We start from the raw sequence: 16807 nt of genomic DNA on the forward strand, positions 1-16807 counted from the left end.
TCCCCCTTCCCTTCCTGTACCTCGTCCTCACCTGTCGCCGCTCGTCACAGCTCCAGCTCCAGGGCGATGTCCAGGGCGCGCGCGCTGTGCGTAAGCGCGCCCACGGAGATGTAATCCACGCCGGTCGCCGCGTAAGCGGCCACGTTTTCCAGGTTTATGCCCCCCGAAACCTCCAGTTTCACCCTGCCCGCCGCGGCGCGCACCGCTTCCTCCACCTCCTCCACGGACAGGTTGTCCAGCATGACCACGTCCGCTCCGGAGCTTATGGCGTCCTCCAGGTCCGCAAGGTCTTGCACCTCCACCTCTATGCTCATACCGCCGTCCAGGTTCTCGCGTGCCCGCCGCACCGCCTCCGCAACCCCGCCCACGGCCGCGATGTGATTGTCCTTGATGATGACGCCGTCGTAAAGGCCGAAGCGGTGGTTCCTCCCCCCGCCGGCACGCACGGCGTATTTCTCCAGCACGCGCAGCCCCGGCGTGGTCTTGCGCGTGTCCAGCACAGCCGCACCGTGCGGCGCGGCGAGGGCAACGAACGCCGCGGTCAGGGTGGCGATGCCGGAGAGCCTCTGCAGGAAGTTGAGGGCCGTCCTCTCCCCCTCGAGGATGGTGGATGCTTCTCCCTCCACCACCGCCAGCTCGCTGGCCGGCGACACGCGTTCTCCGTCGCTGACCAGGGACTGGAACCTCACCCTGGGATCGAGCAGGCGGAAGGTCATGGAAGCCAGGGGCAGGCCGGCCACCACCCCCTCCTCACGCAGTAGGATGACGCCCTTGGCGCGCCGGCCCTCCGGGAGCACGGCGCGGGTGGTTATGTCCCCCGTGCTCTTCAGGTCCTCGTCCAGCGCACGCCGCACGATATCAAGGCACGCGTGCTTGAATTCCTCGTCCATGCCGGGCCTCCACGCTAGGCATCCTTCTCCCACCGGTAACCGGAGGCGGTCAGGCTCCCCACCGGCCTCAACTCCCAGGATAAACCATGTTCCTTCCAGGCGAAAACGATGTGGCGCCTCCAGAACTCCGCCATGCCGGGGAAATCCACGCGGAAATGGCAGCCGCGGCTCTCCTCGCGCATGCCCGCCGCCTTCACCATGAGGGAGGCGAGCATGATCATGTTCTGCAGCTCGAACCCCTGCGGGTTAAGGTACTCCACCCCGAGCACCTCGCGGTTCTTGTCCAGGAAATCCTCCGCCTCCTCGAGGCTCTCACGGCTGCGGCGGAAGCCCACGCAGTCCTGCATGACCTGCTGGAGGGTACGCCGCAGGAGGACTATGTCCACGGGCACGTGCCGCCTTCTCCTGCGGAAAGACACCGTTTCCGCCGCGCCGGGAAGCTCCCGCGTTTCCTCCAAGGCCTTCTCCAGGTCCTGCATTATGCGCCATCCGAACACGAGGCCCTCGAGGAGGGAGTTGGAGGCGAGGCGGTTCGCGCCGTGCACGCCGGTGCATGCCACCTCGCCGCAGGCGTACAGTCCCCTCACGCGCGTGCGTCCGTACAGGTCGGTGACCACTCCTCCGCTCATGTAATGGGCTGCGGGAGAAACGGGTATGGGCCTCTCGGTTATGTCCAGTCCCGCCTCCAGGCAGTGGCGGTATATGGAGGGGAAGCGGTCGCGCAACTTATCGGCAGGGATGCGCGTGGCGTCGAGGAAGAGGTGGTCGCGGTCGAGTTCTTTCATGACCCGCACCATCTCGTTGACCACCACGTCGCGGGGCGCCAGGTCCTTCAGGGGATGCACCCCCTCCATGATCCTCCTGCCCCTGTGGTCCACGATCACCGCGCCCTCGCCGCGCAGGGCCTCGCTGATCAGCCAGCGCGGCGTCTCCGGTATATGCAGGGCCGTGGGGTGGAACTGCAGGAACTCCACGTCTGCCACCTCCGCGCCCGCGCGCAGGGCCATGGCCACGCCGTCCCCGGTGCATATCTCGGGGTTGGTGGTGACCGCGTAGAGCTGCCCCATCCCTCCCGTGGCCAGCACCACGCAGGAGGCCCGCAGGAAATGCAGGGTCCCCGTCTCGCTCTCCATGACCAGGACGCCCAGGCAGGACCCTCCCGATGTCACCACGTCTATGGCGAAGAAATCCTCGTAGGTCTGCAGGCGCTTGTTGTAGAGAAGCCTGCGGTTGAGGCAGGCCTCCAGCTCGCTCCCGGTGGCATCCCCCTGCGCATGGGCCACCCGCCTCCTGGAGTGCCCTCCCTCCATGGTGAGGTCGAGGTGACCGTCGCTCGTGTCGAAATGGGCCCCCACCTCCTCTATGAGCTCGGTGATGCGGCGGGGCCCCTCGCGCACCAGGGCCCACACGGCCTCCTCCTCGCAGAGCCCCTTGCCGGCCTCGATGGTGTCCCGGAAATGCAGCTCCGGCGAATCATCGGCGCCCAGGGCGGAGGCTATGCCTCCCTGGGCGAACTTGGTGGTGGTGGCGGTGAGGGTGGTCTTGGTCACCAGGGCCACGCGCAAACGGCGGGCTGCCCGCAAGGCCGTGGAAAGCCCCGCCACGCCGCTTCCAACCACCACCAGGTCGAAGGAAGCCGCGGGCAGGTTGTCGAGGTCGAAGTCTATGAGGTAGCGGGGAAACACCCTGCACCCTCCTCGTAAGGCCCGCGCAATCCCGCCCTATCCCAGGCTCAGCATGCGCTCCACCGCCAGAAGCGCCCGCTTCCTTATGTCCTCGGGCACGGTCACCCGCGGCCGCATCTCCGCCAGCGACCTCTCCACCTTCTCCAGGGTGATGAGCTTCATGTCCGGGCACAGGGGTTCCGCCGAGGGGAAATGGAAGGCGCGGTCCGGAAACCTCTTGCGCAGCGGGTACCCCATGCCCGCCTCGGTGAGGATGATGAACTCGTCCCCCCCGAGCCGCTCCACCGCCTGGAACATCCCCGAGGTGCTGCTCACCACGTCGGCGAGGTCGATCACCTCGGGGCGGCACTCGGGGTGGGCGATGACCGGGGCCGCGGGATGCCGCTCGCGCAATTCCTCCACCATCTCCGCCGTTATGCCGTCATGTATGGGGCAGCAGCCTTCCCAGACGATGAGCTCCCTGCCGGTCACCTTCTGCACGTATAGGGCGAGGTTGCGGTCGGGGGTGAAGATGATCTCCGGGGCGGAGATGGAGCGCACCACCTCCACGGCGTTGCCGGAAGTGCAGCAGTAGTCGCTCTCCGCCTTCACCGCCGCCGTGGAGTTCACGTAGGTCACCACCACCGCCTCGGGATGCAGTTTCTTCAACGTGCGCAGCCCCTCCGGCGTGACGGTGTCCGCCAGGGGACAACCCGCCCCGGGCTCGGGCAGCAGGGTAACCTTGTCCGGGTTTATGATGGCCGAGGTCTCGGCCATGAAATGCACACCGCAGAAGACGATGACCTCCGCATCCACCGCCGCCGCCTGGCGGGCGAGGCCCAGGGAATCGCCCACGAAATCGGCGATGTCCTGCACCTCCGGCCGCTGATAGTTGTGGGCGAGGATGACCGCATTGCGTTCCCTGCGCAGCACGTCTATGCTGCGCGAGATGTCGCTAAGATCTTCCATGCAGACCTCCGTGAAGGGTTTTATCCGTAAATCCTTCCGGCCCGGGGCCGGCGTCGCGGACGGCTTTCAAAGTGTAGTATATAAAAAATGGGGGCATAATCCCCCGCCCGTTCCCCCGGACTCGCGCGTTCAGCATATGTCGTCCGCAGCCACGTGATCCTCGACGTGGCTCACGCGGTTGAGCTCGTCGACGTAGACGATGCGGGGCCGGAAAAGGTGGGCCTCCTCCTCGTCCACCATGCTGAAGGAGAAGATGATCACCTTGTCGCCCCTGTGGATGAGTCGCGCCGCCGCGCCGTTCATGGTGATGGTACCCGAACCCGGCACGCCCCCGATGACGTAGGTCTCGAGGCGGTTGCCGTTGTCCACGTCCACCACCATCACCTTCTCGTAGGGAAGGAGGTCGGCCTCCCGCATGAGTTCCTCGTCGATGGTGATGCTGCCCACGTAGTGCAGGTCGGCGTCCGTGACCGTGGCCCTGTGGATCTTGCTCTTGAGCATGATGCGCTGTCTGGCCATCCCTCGACCCTCTCGCGCTCTCTCCTAACCCTCTCCTCTCCGCATCCCGCACACCGATTCCGCATTCAATATAACATAAACGCCGCTCCTTTTCAGGCGCGCCACCACCCCGCCGTTCAATGGATCGGCGTGTCGCGTCTCGCGGTTTAACCGCGTTCAGGAGAGGTCCAGGAGGACGTTGTCAATGAGGCGCGCCCTGCCCACGCGCGCCGCCACGGCGATGAGCACCCTGCCTCTCATCTCCGCGACCGGGCGCAGGTCCGTCCAGTCCACCGCCTCCACGTATTCCGGCCGCACCAGGGGCTCCCCCTCCAGCACCCTTCGCACGGCGGCCAGCACGGCGGCGGCGTCCCTCTCCCCCTCCCGCGCCATCTCCTCGGCCAGCCGCAGGGAGCGGTAGATGGCGGTGGCGGCCTTCCGCTCCTCCTCACCCAGGTAGATGTTGCGCGAGCTCATGGCCAGCCCGTCCTCCTCACGCACGGTGGGGCAGACCACGATGTCGATGTCGAAGTTGAGGTCCTCTACCATCTTCTGGATGACGCGCACCTGCTGCGCGTCCTTGAGGCCGAAGTAGGCGCGCTGGGCGGGGACGATATGGAAGAGCTTGGCGACCACCGTGGCCACGCCGCGGAAATGCCCCGGTCGCGACGCGCCGCACAAGCCCTCCGTGATCCCCTCCACTTCCACGTAGGACAGGTAGGGTTGCGGGTACATATCTTCCACGCCGGGGTGGAAGATATAATCCACGCCCACCTCCTCGGCCATCCTCGCGTCGCGGGCGAGGTCGCGCGGGTAATCCTCCAGGTCCTCTCCCGGCGCGAATTGCGTGGGGTTCACGAAGAGGCTCACCACCACGCGATCGTTTTCCGCGCGCGCGGCCTTCATGAGGGAAAGATGGCCGGCGTGGAAGAAGCCCATGGTGGGCACGAGGCCCACCGTCTCTCCCCCGGCGCGGTGGTCCAGCACCAGGTTCCTCATCTCCCGCGGCGAGGCGATCACCCTCACCCGCGTCCTCCCTGCCTCGCGAGACTTTCCATATCCTTCCATACCTCAGGCGTAATGCTCCAGGAGCTCGGCGATCTCCTCGCAGCGGGAGCGGCTCAGGTCCGCCTCGGCCAGGTCGAGGGCGTAGCGGCTCAGGGAGACGTAGACCCGCATGAGCTGTTCTCTCCCCTCCCCCTGCATGAACTCCAGGTGCCTTCGCAGCACGCCTATATCCCCCCGGGCCACCGGGCCCGTCAACGCTTTTTCCGTCCCCAGGCGGCGCAGGTTGTCCACGGTGCCCTCGACAAGGGGTAGAAGGGCCTTGAGGGCCCGCCCGCCCTCCATGCCGATCTCCTGGTACACCAGCTCCGCGGCGTGCTCGAGGGCCACCAGCAGGTTGCTGGCCACCACCGCCCCTATATGGTAGAGGACCTTATCCTTCTCCTCGAGGTAAACCGGTTCGCCGCCCAACCTGCGCACCAGCGACTCCGCCCAGGCGACGGTCCCGGCATCGCGCGCCGTCACCGCGAAGACGGAACCGGGCATCCTTTTAACCGCACCCCGCACGTCCGCGAAGGTCTGCAGGGGGTGTACGCAGGCCACGCTCGCGCCCCGTTCCTCCGCCGCCCTCAACACGTCCAGCCCCAGGGCCCCGCTCATGTGCACCACGTGGTCCCCCCTACCCACCGCGCCGGCGCTGCTCAGGGTGAGGCAGGTATCGGCGATGAGGTCGTCGGGGGTGGTGATGACGAGGACGTTGCCCTTCTTCGCCGCCTTCACCACGTCGGTGGTGAGAGAGACGTCGCGAAGGTAAGCGGCGGCCCGCGCCAGGGATTCCTCGCTGCGACAGGCCACGGCCCTGACGTCCTCGCCGCGCCGCTGCAGGAGGTGGCCGACCGCGGTCCCCACCCTGCCCCCGCCGATGATCACGAACCGGTCAGCCCTCTTCGCCATGCCATTCCTCCTCCTCGAACCTCCCGAACCATCGGAGCCCGCCCTCTCCTCCTCCCGGACACGTGTCGCCGTCGCCCGCGGGGGCGTTTCCGCCCTGCCTCCCGCGCAGTTCCGCCAGGGGAACGGTAACGAAGTCCCGCTCATGCATGAGCGGATGCGGTATCACCAGGTCCTCCTCGTCCCACTCCAGGTCATCATAAAGCAGGATGTCCACGTCGATAACCCGCGGGCCCCACCTCACGTCCCGCACCCTGCCCAGGGCATCCTCCACCTCCCGGCAGGCCTCCAGCATACCCCTGGGGTCTCGCTCGGTGATGACCAGGGCCACCATGTTGAGGAAAGGGGGCTGTTCCAGGAAACCCCAGGGCTCGCTCTCGTAGAGGGAGGAGACCTCGCTCACCCTCACCCCCGGTTTGGCCTGCAGAAGCCTCAGCGCCGCGAGGAGGTTCTCCCTGCGGTCCCCGAGGTTGCTCCCCAATCCCAGGTATACCCGGTGTCGCTCAGGACCGCTCATCGCGCCCGAAGGACATCTCCACCGCCACCTCCCCCACCTCGCATCTCATGGGGGCTTCCGGCTTGCGCACGCGCACCAGCGCGGAGATGGCGGAAGTTTTTTCCATGATGTGTTCGCCTATCCTGGCGGCCAGGGTCTCGATTAGATCGTGACGGTCACCGGTGACGATGGCGTGAACATCGCCCGCAAGCGCGTCGTAATCCACGGCCCGGGAGAGGTCGTCCTCGCGTACGGCCGCGTCGGCGTCGTATTCCAGCTCGATGTCCACGAGGAAGACCTGGCCCCGCTCGCGCTCCCGCGGCGTGCAGCCATGGTAGGCGAAGGCACGCAGCCCGCTGACGACGACCTTTGCCGTGCGTTTCATGCCTCTCCCCTCGTTCCACATCATAACATCCGGCCCGCGCGGCGGGCAGCCCGCCCTCGCGGCCGCCTCCCTGCGGCGGAATCCGCACTGGGTCCCGCGCTCACTCTATCCTCGCCGCCGTCAGGGTGTCCGTGCTCTCCAGGGAGTCCACCACTTCCATGCCCTTGATGACCTTGCCGAAGACGGTGAAGTAGGCGTCCAGGCCCACCGCGTCCTGCTTGAGGATGTAGAAGTCGGTGGTGGCGGAATCCGCCTGCGGCTGCTGCGTCTGGGGGTCCGTGGGCTTGTACATACCTACCATCCCGCGCAGGTTGGAGAGGCCTGTCTCGTCCTGAACCGGCGTTACTTCCTGGTCCTTCGCCATGGCCTCCTGGAGTGCCGCCTGGTCCGGTTCCGACTCCCCGTACGCGGCCATGAGGGACTGGTAGTGGCTGCCGGTCTGCACCACGAAGTCCTCCACCCTGTACCAGAGGAGGCCGTCGTAGAAACCCCGGCTCGCCAGGTCGCTCACGTGCTGCACGGTGAGCGGCGCCTCGTTGCCGTAAAGGCCTATGACTATCTCGCCCTTGCTGGTCTCCAGCACCAGCCTGGAGGTGACCTTTGGGCCCGCTTCCTCCTTCTTGAGGTGGTTCACCAGCAGCACCAGGGCCACGGTGATGCCGATGGCCGCGATGAAGAAGACGATCATCATCACGCGGCGCAGCAGCTCCTTCTTTTCCTCCTTGCGGCGCCTGGCCTCTTCCTCCTTCCTCTGCTGCTTGAGCTTCTGGGCTCTACCCACTTGCGCTCCTCCCTCGCTCCTTCCCGGGACGTGTCTCCGGACTTCCGTGCGGGTCCTGATCATATGTCAATCGTTTCCGGGTAACTCCCCCTTGCCCACAAGGGCGTCGGCGACCCGCACCACGCGAACCATCTCCCTGACGTCGTGCACGCGCACGATGTCCGCGCCTCCCGCCACCCCCAGGGCGACGCTGGCCGCCGTGCCCTCAAGCCTCTCCTCCACGGGCAGGTCGAGGATCATGCCGATGAAGGACTTGCGGGAGGTGCCGAGCAGCAGCGTGTAGCCGAGGGACTTCAGCTCCGGCAGCCTCCTCACTATCTCCAGGTTATGCCGGAGGGTCTTGCCGAAGCCTATACCGGGGTCCACGATGACGGCGGCGGGATCGGCGCCCGCCTGCACCGCCGCCTCCGCCCTCTCGCGCAGGAAGGCGGCGATCTCTCCCACCACGTCCTCGTAATGGGGCTGTGCCTGCATGTCCTTGGGCAAGCCCTGCATGTGCATGAGGCAGAACGGCACCCTCCTCTCCACCACCAGGGGAAGCATCTCCGCATCCAGGCGCATGGCGCTGATGTCATTGACCATGGCGCAGCCGGCATCGAGGGCGCGGCGGGCCACCTCCGCCTTGGTGGTGTCGATGGAGACCGGGACCCCGGCGCGCTCCGCCAATCCCTCCACCACCGGCATGACGCGGCGCAGCTCCTCGTCGAGGGATATGAAGTCGGAGCCTGGCCGCGTGGACTCGCCTCCCACGTCGAGGATGTCCGCCCCCTCCTCCACCAGGCGCAGCCCGTGCTCCACGGCGGCCCGATGCTCGAAGAACCTCCCGCCATCGGAAAAGGAATCGGGCGTGACGTTGACCACGCCCATGACCAGGGTCCTCTCGTCCAGGCGGTATTCCCTGCCCCCCAGTTTCAGCACCCTCTCGCCCTGCTGCCGGGTGAGCCCCAGCACCTCCTCCAGTTCCGCGGCAAGGGCCTTGAGGCCGAAGGGCTGCTCCTTCAGCCTGGCCACGAGCAGGCGGAAGTGCTTGAGGGTCCCCGAGATGAGCGCCGGGACATCCTTATTCCCGTAGTCGAAAACATCGCGGGGCAGGCTCACCTCGCCCCCCAGCGCGAGCATGTTCTGCTTGAGGATGTTCGCCGCACGCGCGTCCAAACCGTCCACGCGCACCACCCTGTGCACCAGCTTGGGCGCCATGATGGCGCGCCCCCTGTCGCTGGGCGCGATCTCGTCCAGGCGGGCAAAGGCCTCCCGCATGTCGCGCACCTGGAGCAGGCGCGGATTGTATCTCACTTCACCACCCCGGGTCGTTTGTTTTCATCCCCTCGTTCTTATCCCGCCCGTAAAAGGCGCGGGTTATGTCTCGCTCCACCACCTCGCCGCCGCGATCATTTCCTTCCATGATTTACCATACAACGCCGACCTCGCGGTGAGAACCCGGAGGCCGCGGGCCATCCCGTCCTGCTGCAGGCGGAACGCTGCCCCCTCCGCGGACTCCCTCTCCTTCACTACCACGAAAAACCCCGCACGGCGAAAGGCCGCGTCTCGCCTCAGCTCTTCTGGCGGATGAGGGACATGGCCTCCGCCCGGGAGGCGGCGTTGGTGTGGAAGGTCCCCCTCACCGCCGAGGTGATGGTAAGGGTCCCGGGCTTCTTGACCCCCCGCATGGACATGCAGAGGTGCTCCGCCTCGATGACCACCAGCACCCCGCGGGGGCGCAGGGCCTTGACCAGCGTGTCCGCGATGGTGGTGGTCAACCGCTCCTGCACCTGCAGGCGCTTGGAAAGGACGTCCACCACCCTGGCCAGCTTGCTGATGCCGGTGATCTGCCCCTCGGGACCGGGGATGTAGGCCACGTGGGCCTTGCCCAGGAAGGGCATCATGTGGTGCTCGCATATGGAATAGAGCGGGATGTCCTTGACCACGATCATCTCCTCGTGCTCCTCGGTGAACATGGCCTGGATGACGCTGATGGGATCGACGTCCATGCCGCAGAGGATCTCCTCGTACATCTTGGCCACGCGCTCCGGGGTGTCAAGCAAGCCCTCGCGTTCCAGGTCCTCCCCGATCCCCTCCAGGATCAAGCGCACGCCCTGCTTTATCTTTTCCCTGTCCACGGCCACCTCCTTCGGGATTTTCCCGCCTATTATATCGCAAACGTGCCGCGGGAACCTCCGCGGCAGGGGCCGCGGCAAGGACCGGGGAAAGATGCGCTCCCGCGGCGGTGCGCGGCAAGGATATCCGGGTGATCCGGCGGGAAGCGGGTGGTCGCCGAGCATCACGCCGTGCGCGTGCCCGGCGCCGGGGCGGCGCGCGTCACTCCGGCTGCGGGAGGGGCTTTCCCCGGAAGGGGGAGGGGGCCCTGGACTCGTCCTTCACCGTGGAGGGGACCTCCGCCTCGGCGGCCTCGCCCCCGCCCTGCGGCGCCAGCTCCCTTCCCTCGAGCAGGGCGACGAGCTCTTCCTTCTCCAGCGTCTCGCGCTCGATGAGGGCCCTCGCGATGTTGTCCAGCTTCGCCCTGTTCTCGCTCAAGATGACCCCGGCGCGCGCGTAGGCCTCGTCCACGAGGCGCCTCACCTCGCGGTCGATCTCGTAGGCGACGTGGTCGCTGTAGTCCTGGTGGGTCACAAGGTCCCTTCCCAGGAACACCTCGCCCTGCTTCTGTCCCAGGGTGAGGGGCCCCAGCTTCTCGCTCATGCCGAACTCGCACACCATCTTGCGGGCGAGCTTGGTGGCCTTCTCGATGTCGTTCTGGTCGCCGGTGGTGAGCTCCCCGAAGACCATCTCCTCCGCCACGCGCCCGCCCAGCAGCATGGCCAGCTCGTCCACCAGCTCCGACTTGGTCACCAGGTACTTGTCCTCGGTGGGCAGGGTGAGGGTGTAACCGAGCGCCTGGCCGCGCGGGATGATGGATATCTTGTGCACGGGGTCGGCGTTGGGAAGCTCGTGGGCCACCAGGGCGTGCCCGGCCTCGTGGTAGGCGATGATCTCCTTCTCCTTGTCGCTGATGAGGCGGGTGCGCCGTTCCGGGCCGGCCACCACGCGGTCGATGGCCTCCTCCATCTCCTCCATGTCCAGCTTCTTCTTGCCGTGGCGGGCGGCCAGCAGGGCGGCCTCGTTGACCAGGTTGGCCAGGTCCGCGCCCGTGAAGCCGGGCGTGCGCCGCGCCAGCACCTCCAGGTCCACGTCTTCCGCCAGGGGCTTGTCCCGCGTGTGTACCTTGAGGATGTCGATGCGCCCCTGCAGGTCGGGCCGGTCCACCACGATCTGGCGGTCGAACCTGCCCGGGCGCAGCAGCGCCGGGTCCAGTATGTCGGGCCGGTTGGTGGCGGCGATGAGGATGACGCCGGTCTTGGTGTCGAAGCCGTCCATCTCCACCAGGAGCTGGTTGAGGGTCTGCTCGCGCTCGTCGTGCCCTCCGCCCAGGCCCGCCCCGCGGTGCCTGCCCACGGCATCGATCTCGTCCACGAAGACGATGGCGGGGGCGGAGGCCTTGGCCTGCTCGAATAGGTCGCGCACGCGGGAGGCGCCGACGCCCACGAACATCTCCACGAAATCGGAGCCCGAGATGGAGAAGAACGGCACCCCGGCCTCGCCCGCCACCGCCTTTGCCAGCAGGGTCTTCCCCGACCCGGGCGGCCCGTAGAGGAGCACGCCCTTGGGGATCTTCGCCCCCAGGGCCTGGAACTTGGCGGGGTTGGCCAGGAAGTCCCGGATCTCGCGCAGCTCCTCCACCGCCTCGTCCACCCCGGCCACGTCCTTGAAGGTGACCCGCGGCTGGTCCTTGCTCATCAGCTTGGCGCGGCTCTTGCCGAAGGACATCACCTTGCTCCCCCCTCCCTGCATCTGCTGGAAGAGGAAGAAGAAGAGCACCACGATGAGCAGGAAGGGCAGCAGGTTGAGCACGATACCCAGGAAATCGAACCCTCCCTGGTTGTCCACCTTTACCTCGAGGTTGCGGTAGGAGGCGTACTTCTGCATCTCCTCGGCGCTTCCCGACGTGGCCCTTGCACGGTAATCGTTTATCTTGTTAACCAGGTCGCTGGTGTAGTCCGCCGGGAAGTTGACCTCGAACTCCTCGCCTCCCTGCAGGGTGCCCACCACCACGTGGTCCTTGTCCTTGATGGTCAGGGTAGCGATCTCCCCCGCCGCCAGCTTGTCCTCGAACCAGCTCAGGTCGTGCGTCTTCTTGGTCCCGAAGATGCTGGGGGACTTGGTCCACACCAGGATGATCACGAAGGCTATGACCAGGTAGAAGATGGCCGTGCGCCATACTTTCTTGTTTCCGGGGTTCAATTCCCGCCCGCTCTCCTTTCTTCCACGCTTTCCTCTCCGTCTTTCACCGCGCTTTCCCTCCCCGACCAAGGGCTTTCTCTCCCCGTCCGCCGCCTCTAACCACCCATGTTATCCCGGCCGCCGACGGGACCCCCTGATATGCATCCTCGACCCTTACTATAATGTCGGCATATTTCCGCGCAAGGTGAGCCCGGCGCCCCGCAGCCGCTATTCCGAACCCGCCTCCTCCAGCACACCCACGAAGGGAAGATGGCGGTAACGTTCCGCGTGGTCCAGGCCGTAACCCACCACGAAGACCATGGGGATGTCAAAGCCGCAGTACTTTACCTCCAGGTCCACCTTACGCGCCTCCGGCTTGTTGAGCAAGGCGCATATCTCGAGCGAGGAGGGCTTTCTCTGCCGCAACATGTCCGCGATGTAACTCAGGGTGAGGCCGGTATCCACGATGTCCTCCACCAGGAGGACATCCCTTCCCCCGATGTCCAGGTCGAGGTCCTTGACGATGCGCACCACCCCGGAGGACTTGGTGTCCTTGCCGTAGCTCGATACGGCGACGAAGTCCACCTCCAGGGGAAGGTCGACCTGGCGTGTGAGGTCGGCCATGAAAACGAAGGCGCCCTTGAGCACCCCCACCATGACCAGGTCGCGGTCCCGGTAATCGCGGGTTATCTGCTCCGCCATCTCCCTTACCCGGGAATGGATCTCCTCCCGGGTGATGAGCGCCTTCATGCTTCGATTATAAAGGCGTGGGCCCTTTTATCCCAGCCCGCAGACGGCCTCGAAGTTGGCGTGGAAGATCATCTCCCGCTCGCGTTCGGACAGGGGCAGGGATTCTATCCGGCCCTTGATCCACCCGTAATCGTAATCCTCGCCCGGGCGCTGCTCGCCGTAAGGGCCGTCGGTGCCGTAGAGGCATTTTTCCGCTCCCAGGAAATCCACCGCCTTCCTCACGAGGTTGCGGTCCAGGTACGGGCTGGAAAGGTCGACGAAGAGGCCCTCCCTGTCCCTGATATAGGCCCACAGTTCCCTGTAATAGGGAATCCCGGCGTGGGCATAGACGATCCTCACGCCCCGGTATCTCTCCGGAAGCCTTCGGTAATCGCCGCTGCCCTTTCTCGAACCTAGGTGCACGAGCAGCGGACGCCCGTTGTCGCGGCACCATTCAGCCACCGGGTCCAGCTTCTCCACCGCGTAGCGGTGCCAGAAGGGATGGGCCTTGACCCCAACCATCCCCGGCCGCTCCATCCACCTCTCGATCTCCCGCACCGGGTCCCCGTCCGCTGCCGGGTTTACGAAGACCCAGCCGTAGAACCTGTCGGGGTATTTCTCAACCACCGCGGCCACCTCGGCGTTGTCCGGCCTTTCGATGATGCGGTACTTGTCCCAGAGGATATGAAAGTACCCCTTGCTGTCGATGAGAAAGGCGTGGTACATGAAGCGCCCCAGCGGGTTCAGATAGAGAAGGTTGTACCTGAGGAACGCGTTGCTCAGGCGTTTCACCCTGTTGCGCAGGGTGAAGGGCTCGACCATGGTAGCGATGAGGGCCGTCCTGTCGATGCCATGCCTGTCCATGGCGGCGAGCATCCTCTCCGCGGGAAACATCTCGGCGTCGTAATGCATGTGGCAATCGATGATCATCGCGCACCCCTTTCCGGATACCTCTCGGCCGTGCCGTCTCCTCCACATAGAATTATATCCCCACGAAATGAAATTATCCCCACGGCAAGAAGCGGGGTCAGCCCGCTTTCATGCCTGCCCCGACGCCCCGGCCCCCTCACTTGGAAGCGGCTTCTATGCGTATCACGGCCAGACGCCGCGTGTCGCCGGTGACCTTGAAGCGGTCGTCGATGCGATGGCCGATCACCCAGGCGATGCCGCGTCCGCATTCCAGCACCCGCACGCGGCCCCTCGCGCCGCGCGGCACCTTGCAGTCCACCAGGAAATCCTGCAGCTTGCGCATGCCCGGGGCCCCCAGGGGATGAAAGCGGTCCCCCGGCCTCACGCATCTCACCTTGAGGGGGAAGGAAAGGAGGTCGGCGTCCAGGACTGCGGTCAGGCGTTCCTCTCTCCCGGGCAGGCGGGGCGGGCCGCTGCGCGGCCTTACGGTAAGGTGCAGTTCCGCGCCCTCTTCCGGCAAGGGATAACGCCCCTCGCCCGTGACGAGCAACTCGCCCGGCGCCGTTCCTCCCGTCGCCGGCTCCGTGACTTCCCGATCGGCCAGCACCAGGCGTCCGTACTCGCGCCGCAACACCTTGTCGCCTCCCACGTCAAGGGAGGCGCAGCCGCCGGCCGCCCCCGCAAGCTCCGTGATATTTTCCATAATATGGCAATCAGGCTCCACGCCGGCGCGCCGCAGCAATCGGGCCAGGACCTGTCTCCGTACGGCGGGGTGAAGGGAGAGCAGGGGCTCGAGCGCGACCTCCACGCCCTGCCTGCTCTCCACGAGCAGCTCTCCCTCCGCCTCCACCGCGAGGCCTTCGAGGAGCTCGCCCACCTCGCGCAGCGCCTCGGCCTCGCGCAGGAGCACCCGCCTCACCGCCGGGTATCTCTCCTCCAGGAACGGCAGGAGCACATGCCTCACGTAGTTGCGGGGTACGGCAAGATCGCGGTTGGTGGGATCCTGCAACGGCGTGAAGGGCAGGAAGGGAACGTAAGCCTCGATCTCCCGCCTCCAGACCTCGATCAGTGGCCGGATATAGCGGTCCCGCCGCGGAGGTATGCCGCCCAGCCCCCCGGGGCCCGCGCCCGCGAAAAGGCGCAGGAGCACGGTCTCCACGCGGTCGTCCGCGGTATGGCCGGTGGCCAGGCCCTGCGCTCCCGTGCGCTCCATCTCCCTTGCGAAGGCGCGGTAACGCGCCTCGCGCGCGGCTTCCTCGGGGCTCATGCCACTCTCCCGCGCCGGCACGTCCACCTTCTCCGCGTGGAATGGGAGCCGGTAACGCGCGGCCACCTCCTCCACGAAAGCGGCCTCCTCACCGGACCGCGGGCGCAGGCCGTGGTCAACGTGCAGAACGGTGAGGGTCACACCCTCCAGCGGGGCGAGCTCGTTCAGCACGTCGAGGAGCACCAGGGAGTCGGCCCCACCGGACACGGCCACCACCACCCGGTCGCCTGGCCGCAACATGGACCAGCGGCGCAGCGTCATGCTCACCCTGTGTATGACGGCGAAACGCTCTTTCTCCCAGCGCAAGGTCCGCCTCCCATCCCCCGTTCCGCTCGGCCGGCCCCGCAGGGCAACCCGCGGGGGCAAACCGCCTCGCGTGAAGAACGGGGCGCCCCGCAGGCCGGTCCCGCGACGCGGGCCCCCGGCGACAGCGGTGAGCCGCCCTCCGTTCCCTCACGTACTCCGTTCATTTATGTAGCCCGCCCCCTTACGTGGACTGTCCCCTTACGCCCCCTTGCGTAGACTGTCTCCTTATCGCTCAGTCAAGGTGTTCTCTTGTCAACAATTATTATCCCATTATCCCATTACCTCACCATGCGTTCGTGATCTTCCGATCATCCTCATCAGAACGTCATCAGAACGCGACGCAGTCCGCGTACCAGGGGCCGCACGCCCGATACCCGGCGCCACGAAGGGGTTTTCTCGAAACGGTGACGGGGAGGCGACCGCCGTCGGTTACCGCGGCCGGCTCAGTTCCCGCTCCCCATCATGAGAACGGCGGAACCGGCACGCCCGGCAACGCGAAGGGGCATCCCGGGAGAGGCCGCCATGAATGCGGCGAGGAAGCCCTCCGCCTCCTCGCGCGGCAGCAGGCGGGGCCTGCCGTCCTCGACCAGCAGGGGTTGGATCTCCACGCCCGCCAGCTCCCCTCCCGAGAAACGACAACCCAGCAGTATCCCCCTTTTCCCCTCCTCGCTCCGGGGCGAGAACACCAGGTTTCCCAGGGAATAGAAGACGGGGGTTCCCTCGACCATCTCCGCTCCCTGCACCAGGTGGGGGTGGCATCCCACCACCAGGTCGGCGCCCGCTCCCGCGCACAGCTCCGCCAGTTCCCTCTGTCGAGGACTCACCTCCGCGCAACCCACCTCGCCCCAGTGGAGGAAGACCACGACGTAGGGGTTCTCCGCGACCGCCCTCGCGACCGCCTCACTTACGCGGGCGGGATCCGCGCAGGCTATCCCCGGCGTGGATTCACCCGCGCCGTAGGAAGCCGGCGCCACGTCGCAGAAGGCAAGGAGGGCGAGGCGCGTGCCGTCCTTTCCCTTCAGCACCAGGGGCTGCTCGGCCGCCTGCAACGATGGCCCCGCTCCCACCGAGGAGACCCCCACCCCGTGCAGTATGTTCAAGGTCTGCTCGAGCCCGGGGGAACCGTAGTCCATGACATGGTCGTTGGCCAGGCACACCGCGTCCACCCCGGCTTCCGCCATGGGGGGCGCGCAGGCGGCATCGCCGCGCATGAAGCTCGCGTCCTGGTCGGGGTTGGCCTGTCCCGGGCGGCACAGCGGCCCTTCCAGGTTGACCACCGTGAAATCGTAGTCCCGCAGCAGTGACGATATCCCCTCCCACGGGTAGGCTTCCCGCCCTCCCGCCACGAGGTCCTCCACCCCCAGGCAGAAAGCAACATCACCCCCCAGCGCCAGGGTGATACTTCCCGGGGCCGCCGTATCCTCCCCGGTCCCGTCCGGCTCCTGCGGCAGCGCCACCTGTCCCCGGGTCACGGTCTCCCCTCCCCCCTCCTTCCGGGAGGTGGCCATGAAAACGAGGAAAACGAGGAGGAACAGGCACAAACAGGAAGTGGCGAGAAAGACCGCCTGCCTGCGGGCTATGCGCCTCTGCAACCGGCTCCTGGCCGTCCTCCTCCCCGCCGTCAACCCTCGCTCCCTTCTCCCGCCGGCCCGCCCGGCCCTTTCCCCACTACGCCAGTCCGC

The 16807-nt window shown here is 66.5% G+C and carries 16 protein-coding genes; all 16 read right to left on the reverse strand.

Annotated elements, in window-relative coordinates:
• Nucleotides 1-44: 44 nt before the first annotated feature.
• Nucleotides 45-890, reverse strand: coding sequence for a carboxylating nicotinate-nucleotide diphosphorylase (gene nadC / locus H5T73_00445; GenBank protein MBC7246235.1), 846 nt, complete (start codon nucleotides 888-890; stop codon nucleotides 45-47).
• A 14-nt stretch (nucleotides 891-904) separates the two neighbouring features.
• Nucleotides 905-2575, reverse strand: a complete 1671-nt coding sequence (gene nadB, locus H5T73_00450) for an L-aspartate oxidase (protein MBC7246236.1) — start codon at nucleotides 2573-2575, stop codon at nucleotides 905-907.
• Nucleotides 2576-2611: 36 nt separating this feature from the next.
• The gene (gene nadA / locus H5T73_00455) at nucleotides 2612-3523 is read right to left on the reverse strand and encodes a quinolinate synthase NadA (protein MBC7246237.1); all 912 of its coding nucleotides are present in this window, start codon (nucleotides 3521-3523) and stop codon (nucleotides 2612-2614) included.
• 129 nt (nucleotides 3524-3652) lie between these two features.
• Nucleotides 3653-4042: an aspartate 1-decarboxylase gene (locus H5T73_00460; GenBank protein ID MBC7246238.1), complete on the reverse strand. Its 390-nt coding sequence runs from the start codon at nucleotides 4040-4042 to the stop codon at nucleotides 3653-3655.
• A gap of 156 nt (nucleotides 4043-4198) precedes the next feature.
• Nucleotides 4199-5047, reverse strand: coding sequence for a pantoate--beta-alanine ligase (locus tag H5T73_00465; GenBank protein ID MBC7246239.1), 849 nt, complete (start codon nucleotides 5045-5047; stop codon nucleotides 4199-4201).
• Nucleotides 5048-5092: 45 nt separating this feature from the next.
• The gene (locus H5T73_00470) at nucleotides 5093-5980 is read right to left on the reverse strand and encodes a DUF2520 domain-containing protein (protein ID MBC7246240.1); all 888 of its coding nucleotides are present in this window, start codon (nucleotides 5978-5980) and stop codon (nucleotides 5093-5095) included.
• Entirely contained in the window at nucleotides 5964-6494 is a 531-nt protein-coding gene (gene folK / locus H5T73_00475; GenBank protein MBC7246241.1) for a 2-amino-4-hydroxy-6-hydroxymethyldihydropteridine diphosphokinase, read from the reverse strand. Before folK ends, H5T73_00470 begins: the two co-directional genes overlap by 17 nt.
• Entirely contained in the window at nucleotides 6481-6858 is a 378-nt protein-coding gene (folB, locus tag H5T73_00480) for a dihydroneopterin aldolase (GenBank protein MBC7246242.1), read from the reverse strand. The genes folK and folB overlap by 14 nt, the downstream gene beginning before the upstream one ends.
• A gap of 100 nt (nucleotides 6859-6958) precedes the next feature.
• Entirely contained in the window at nucleotides 6959-7639 is a 681-nt protein-coding gene (locus H5T73_00485) for a peptidylprolyl isomerase (GenBank protein ID MBC7246243.1), read from the reverse strand.
• Between the two features lie 66 nt (nucleotides 7640-7705).
• Nucleotides 7706-8932 (reverse strand): dihydropteroate synthase, encoded by a 1227-nt coding sequence (folP, locus tag H5T73_00490; GenBank protein MBC7246244.1) that lies wholly within the window; start codon nucleotides 8930-8932, stop codon nucleotides 7706-7708.
• A 257-nt stretch (nucleotides 8933-9189) separates the two neighbouring features.
• On the reverse strand, nucleotides 9190-9918 hold the full coding sequence (gene folE / locus H5T73_00495) for a GTP cyclohydrolase I FolE (protein MBC7246245.1): 729 nt from the start codon (nucleotides 9916-9918) through the stop codon (nucleotides 9190-9192).
• Between the two features lie 37 nt (nucleotides 9919-9955).
• A complete protein-coding gene (locus tag H5T73_00500; protein MBC7246246.1) occupies nucleotides 9956-11935 on the reverse strand; it encodes an ATP-dependent metallopeptidase FtsH/Yme1/Tma family protein in 1980 nt (659 codons plus the stop codon).
• Between the two features lie 207 nt (nucleotides 11936-12142).
• Nucleotides 12143-12664: a hypoxanthine phosphoribosyltransferase gene (hpt, locus tag H5T73_00505; protein ID MBC7246247.1), complete on the reverse strand. Its 522-nt coding sequence runs from the start codon at nucleotides 12662-12664 to the stop codon at nucleotides 12143-12145.
• Nucleotides 12665-12691: 27 nt separating this feature from the next.
• On the reverse strand, nucleotides 12692-13573 hold the full coding sequence (locus H5T73_00510) for an amidohydrolase (GenBank protein MBC7246248.1): 882 nt from the start codon (nucleotides 13571-13573) through the stop codon (nucleotides 12692-12694).
• Nucleotides 13574-13709: 136 nt separating this feature from the next.
• The gene (gene tilS, locus H5T73_00515) at nucleotides 13710-15125 is read right to left on the reverse strand and encodes a tRNA lysidine(34) synthetase TilS (GenBank protein MBC7246249.1); all 1416 of its coding nucleotides are present in this window, start codon (nucleotides 15123-15125) and stop codon (nucleotides 13710-13712) included.
• A 443-nt stretch (nucleotides 15126-15568) separates the two neighbouring features.
• Nucleotides 15569-16750 (reverse strand): CapA family protein, encoded by a 1182-nt coding sequence (locus tag H5T73_00520; protein ID MBC7246250.1) that lies wholly within the window; start codon nucleotides 16748-16750, stop codon nucleotides 15569-15571.
• Nucleotides 16751-16807: the final 57 nt, after the last annotated feature.

This window comes from Actinomycetota bacterium (genome assembly GCA_014360655.1).
Taxonomy (GTDB): Bacteria; Actinomycetota; Geothermincolia; order Geothermincolales; family RBG-13-55-18; genus JACIXC01.

Excerpts from the sequence above, each read along its gene's own strand:
- nadC (MBC7246235.1), bottom strand. The coding sequence starts at position 890 with ATGGACGAGGAATTCAAGCACGCGTGCCTTGATATCGTGCGGCGTGCG.
- nadA (MBC7246237.1), bottom strand. The coding sequence starts at position 3,523 with ATGGAAGATCTTAGCGACATCTCGCGCAGCATAGACGTGCTGCGCAGG.
- H5T73_00460 (MBC7246238.1), bottom strand. The coding sequence starts at position 4,042 with ATGGCCAGACAGCGCATCATGCTCAAGAGCAAGATCCACAGGGCCACG.
- H5T73_00470 (MBC7246240.1), bottom strand. The coding sequence starts at position 5,980 with ATGGCGAAGAGGGCTGACCGGTTCGTGATCATCGGCGGGGGCAGGGTG.
- folK (MBC7246241.1), bottom strand. The coding sequence starts at position 6,494 with ATGAGCGGTCCTGAGCGACACCGGGTATACCTGGGATTGGGGAGCAAC.
- folB (MBC7246242.1), bottom strand. The coding sequence starts at position 6,858 with ATGAAACGCACGGCAAAGGTCGTCGTCAGCGGGCTGCGTGCCTTCGCC.
- folE (MBC7246245.1), bottom strand. The coding sequence starts at position 9,918 with ATGCTCGGCGACCACCCGCTTCCCGCCGGATCACCCGGATATCCTTGC.
- hpt (MBC7246247.1), bottom strand. The coding sequence starts at position 12,664 with ATGAAGGCGCTCATCACCCGGGAGGAGATCCATTCCCGGGTAAGGGAG.
- H5T73_00510 (MBC7246248.1), bottom strand. The coding sequence starts at position 13,573 with ATGATCATCGATTGCCACATGCATTACGACGCCGAGATGTTTCCCGCG.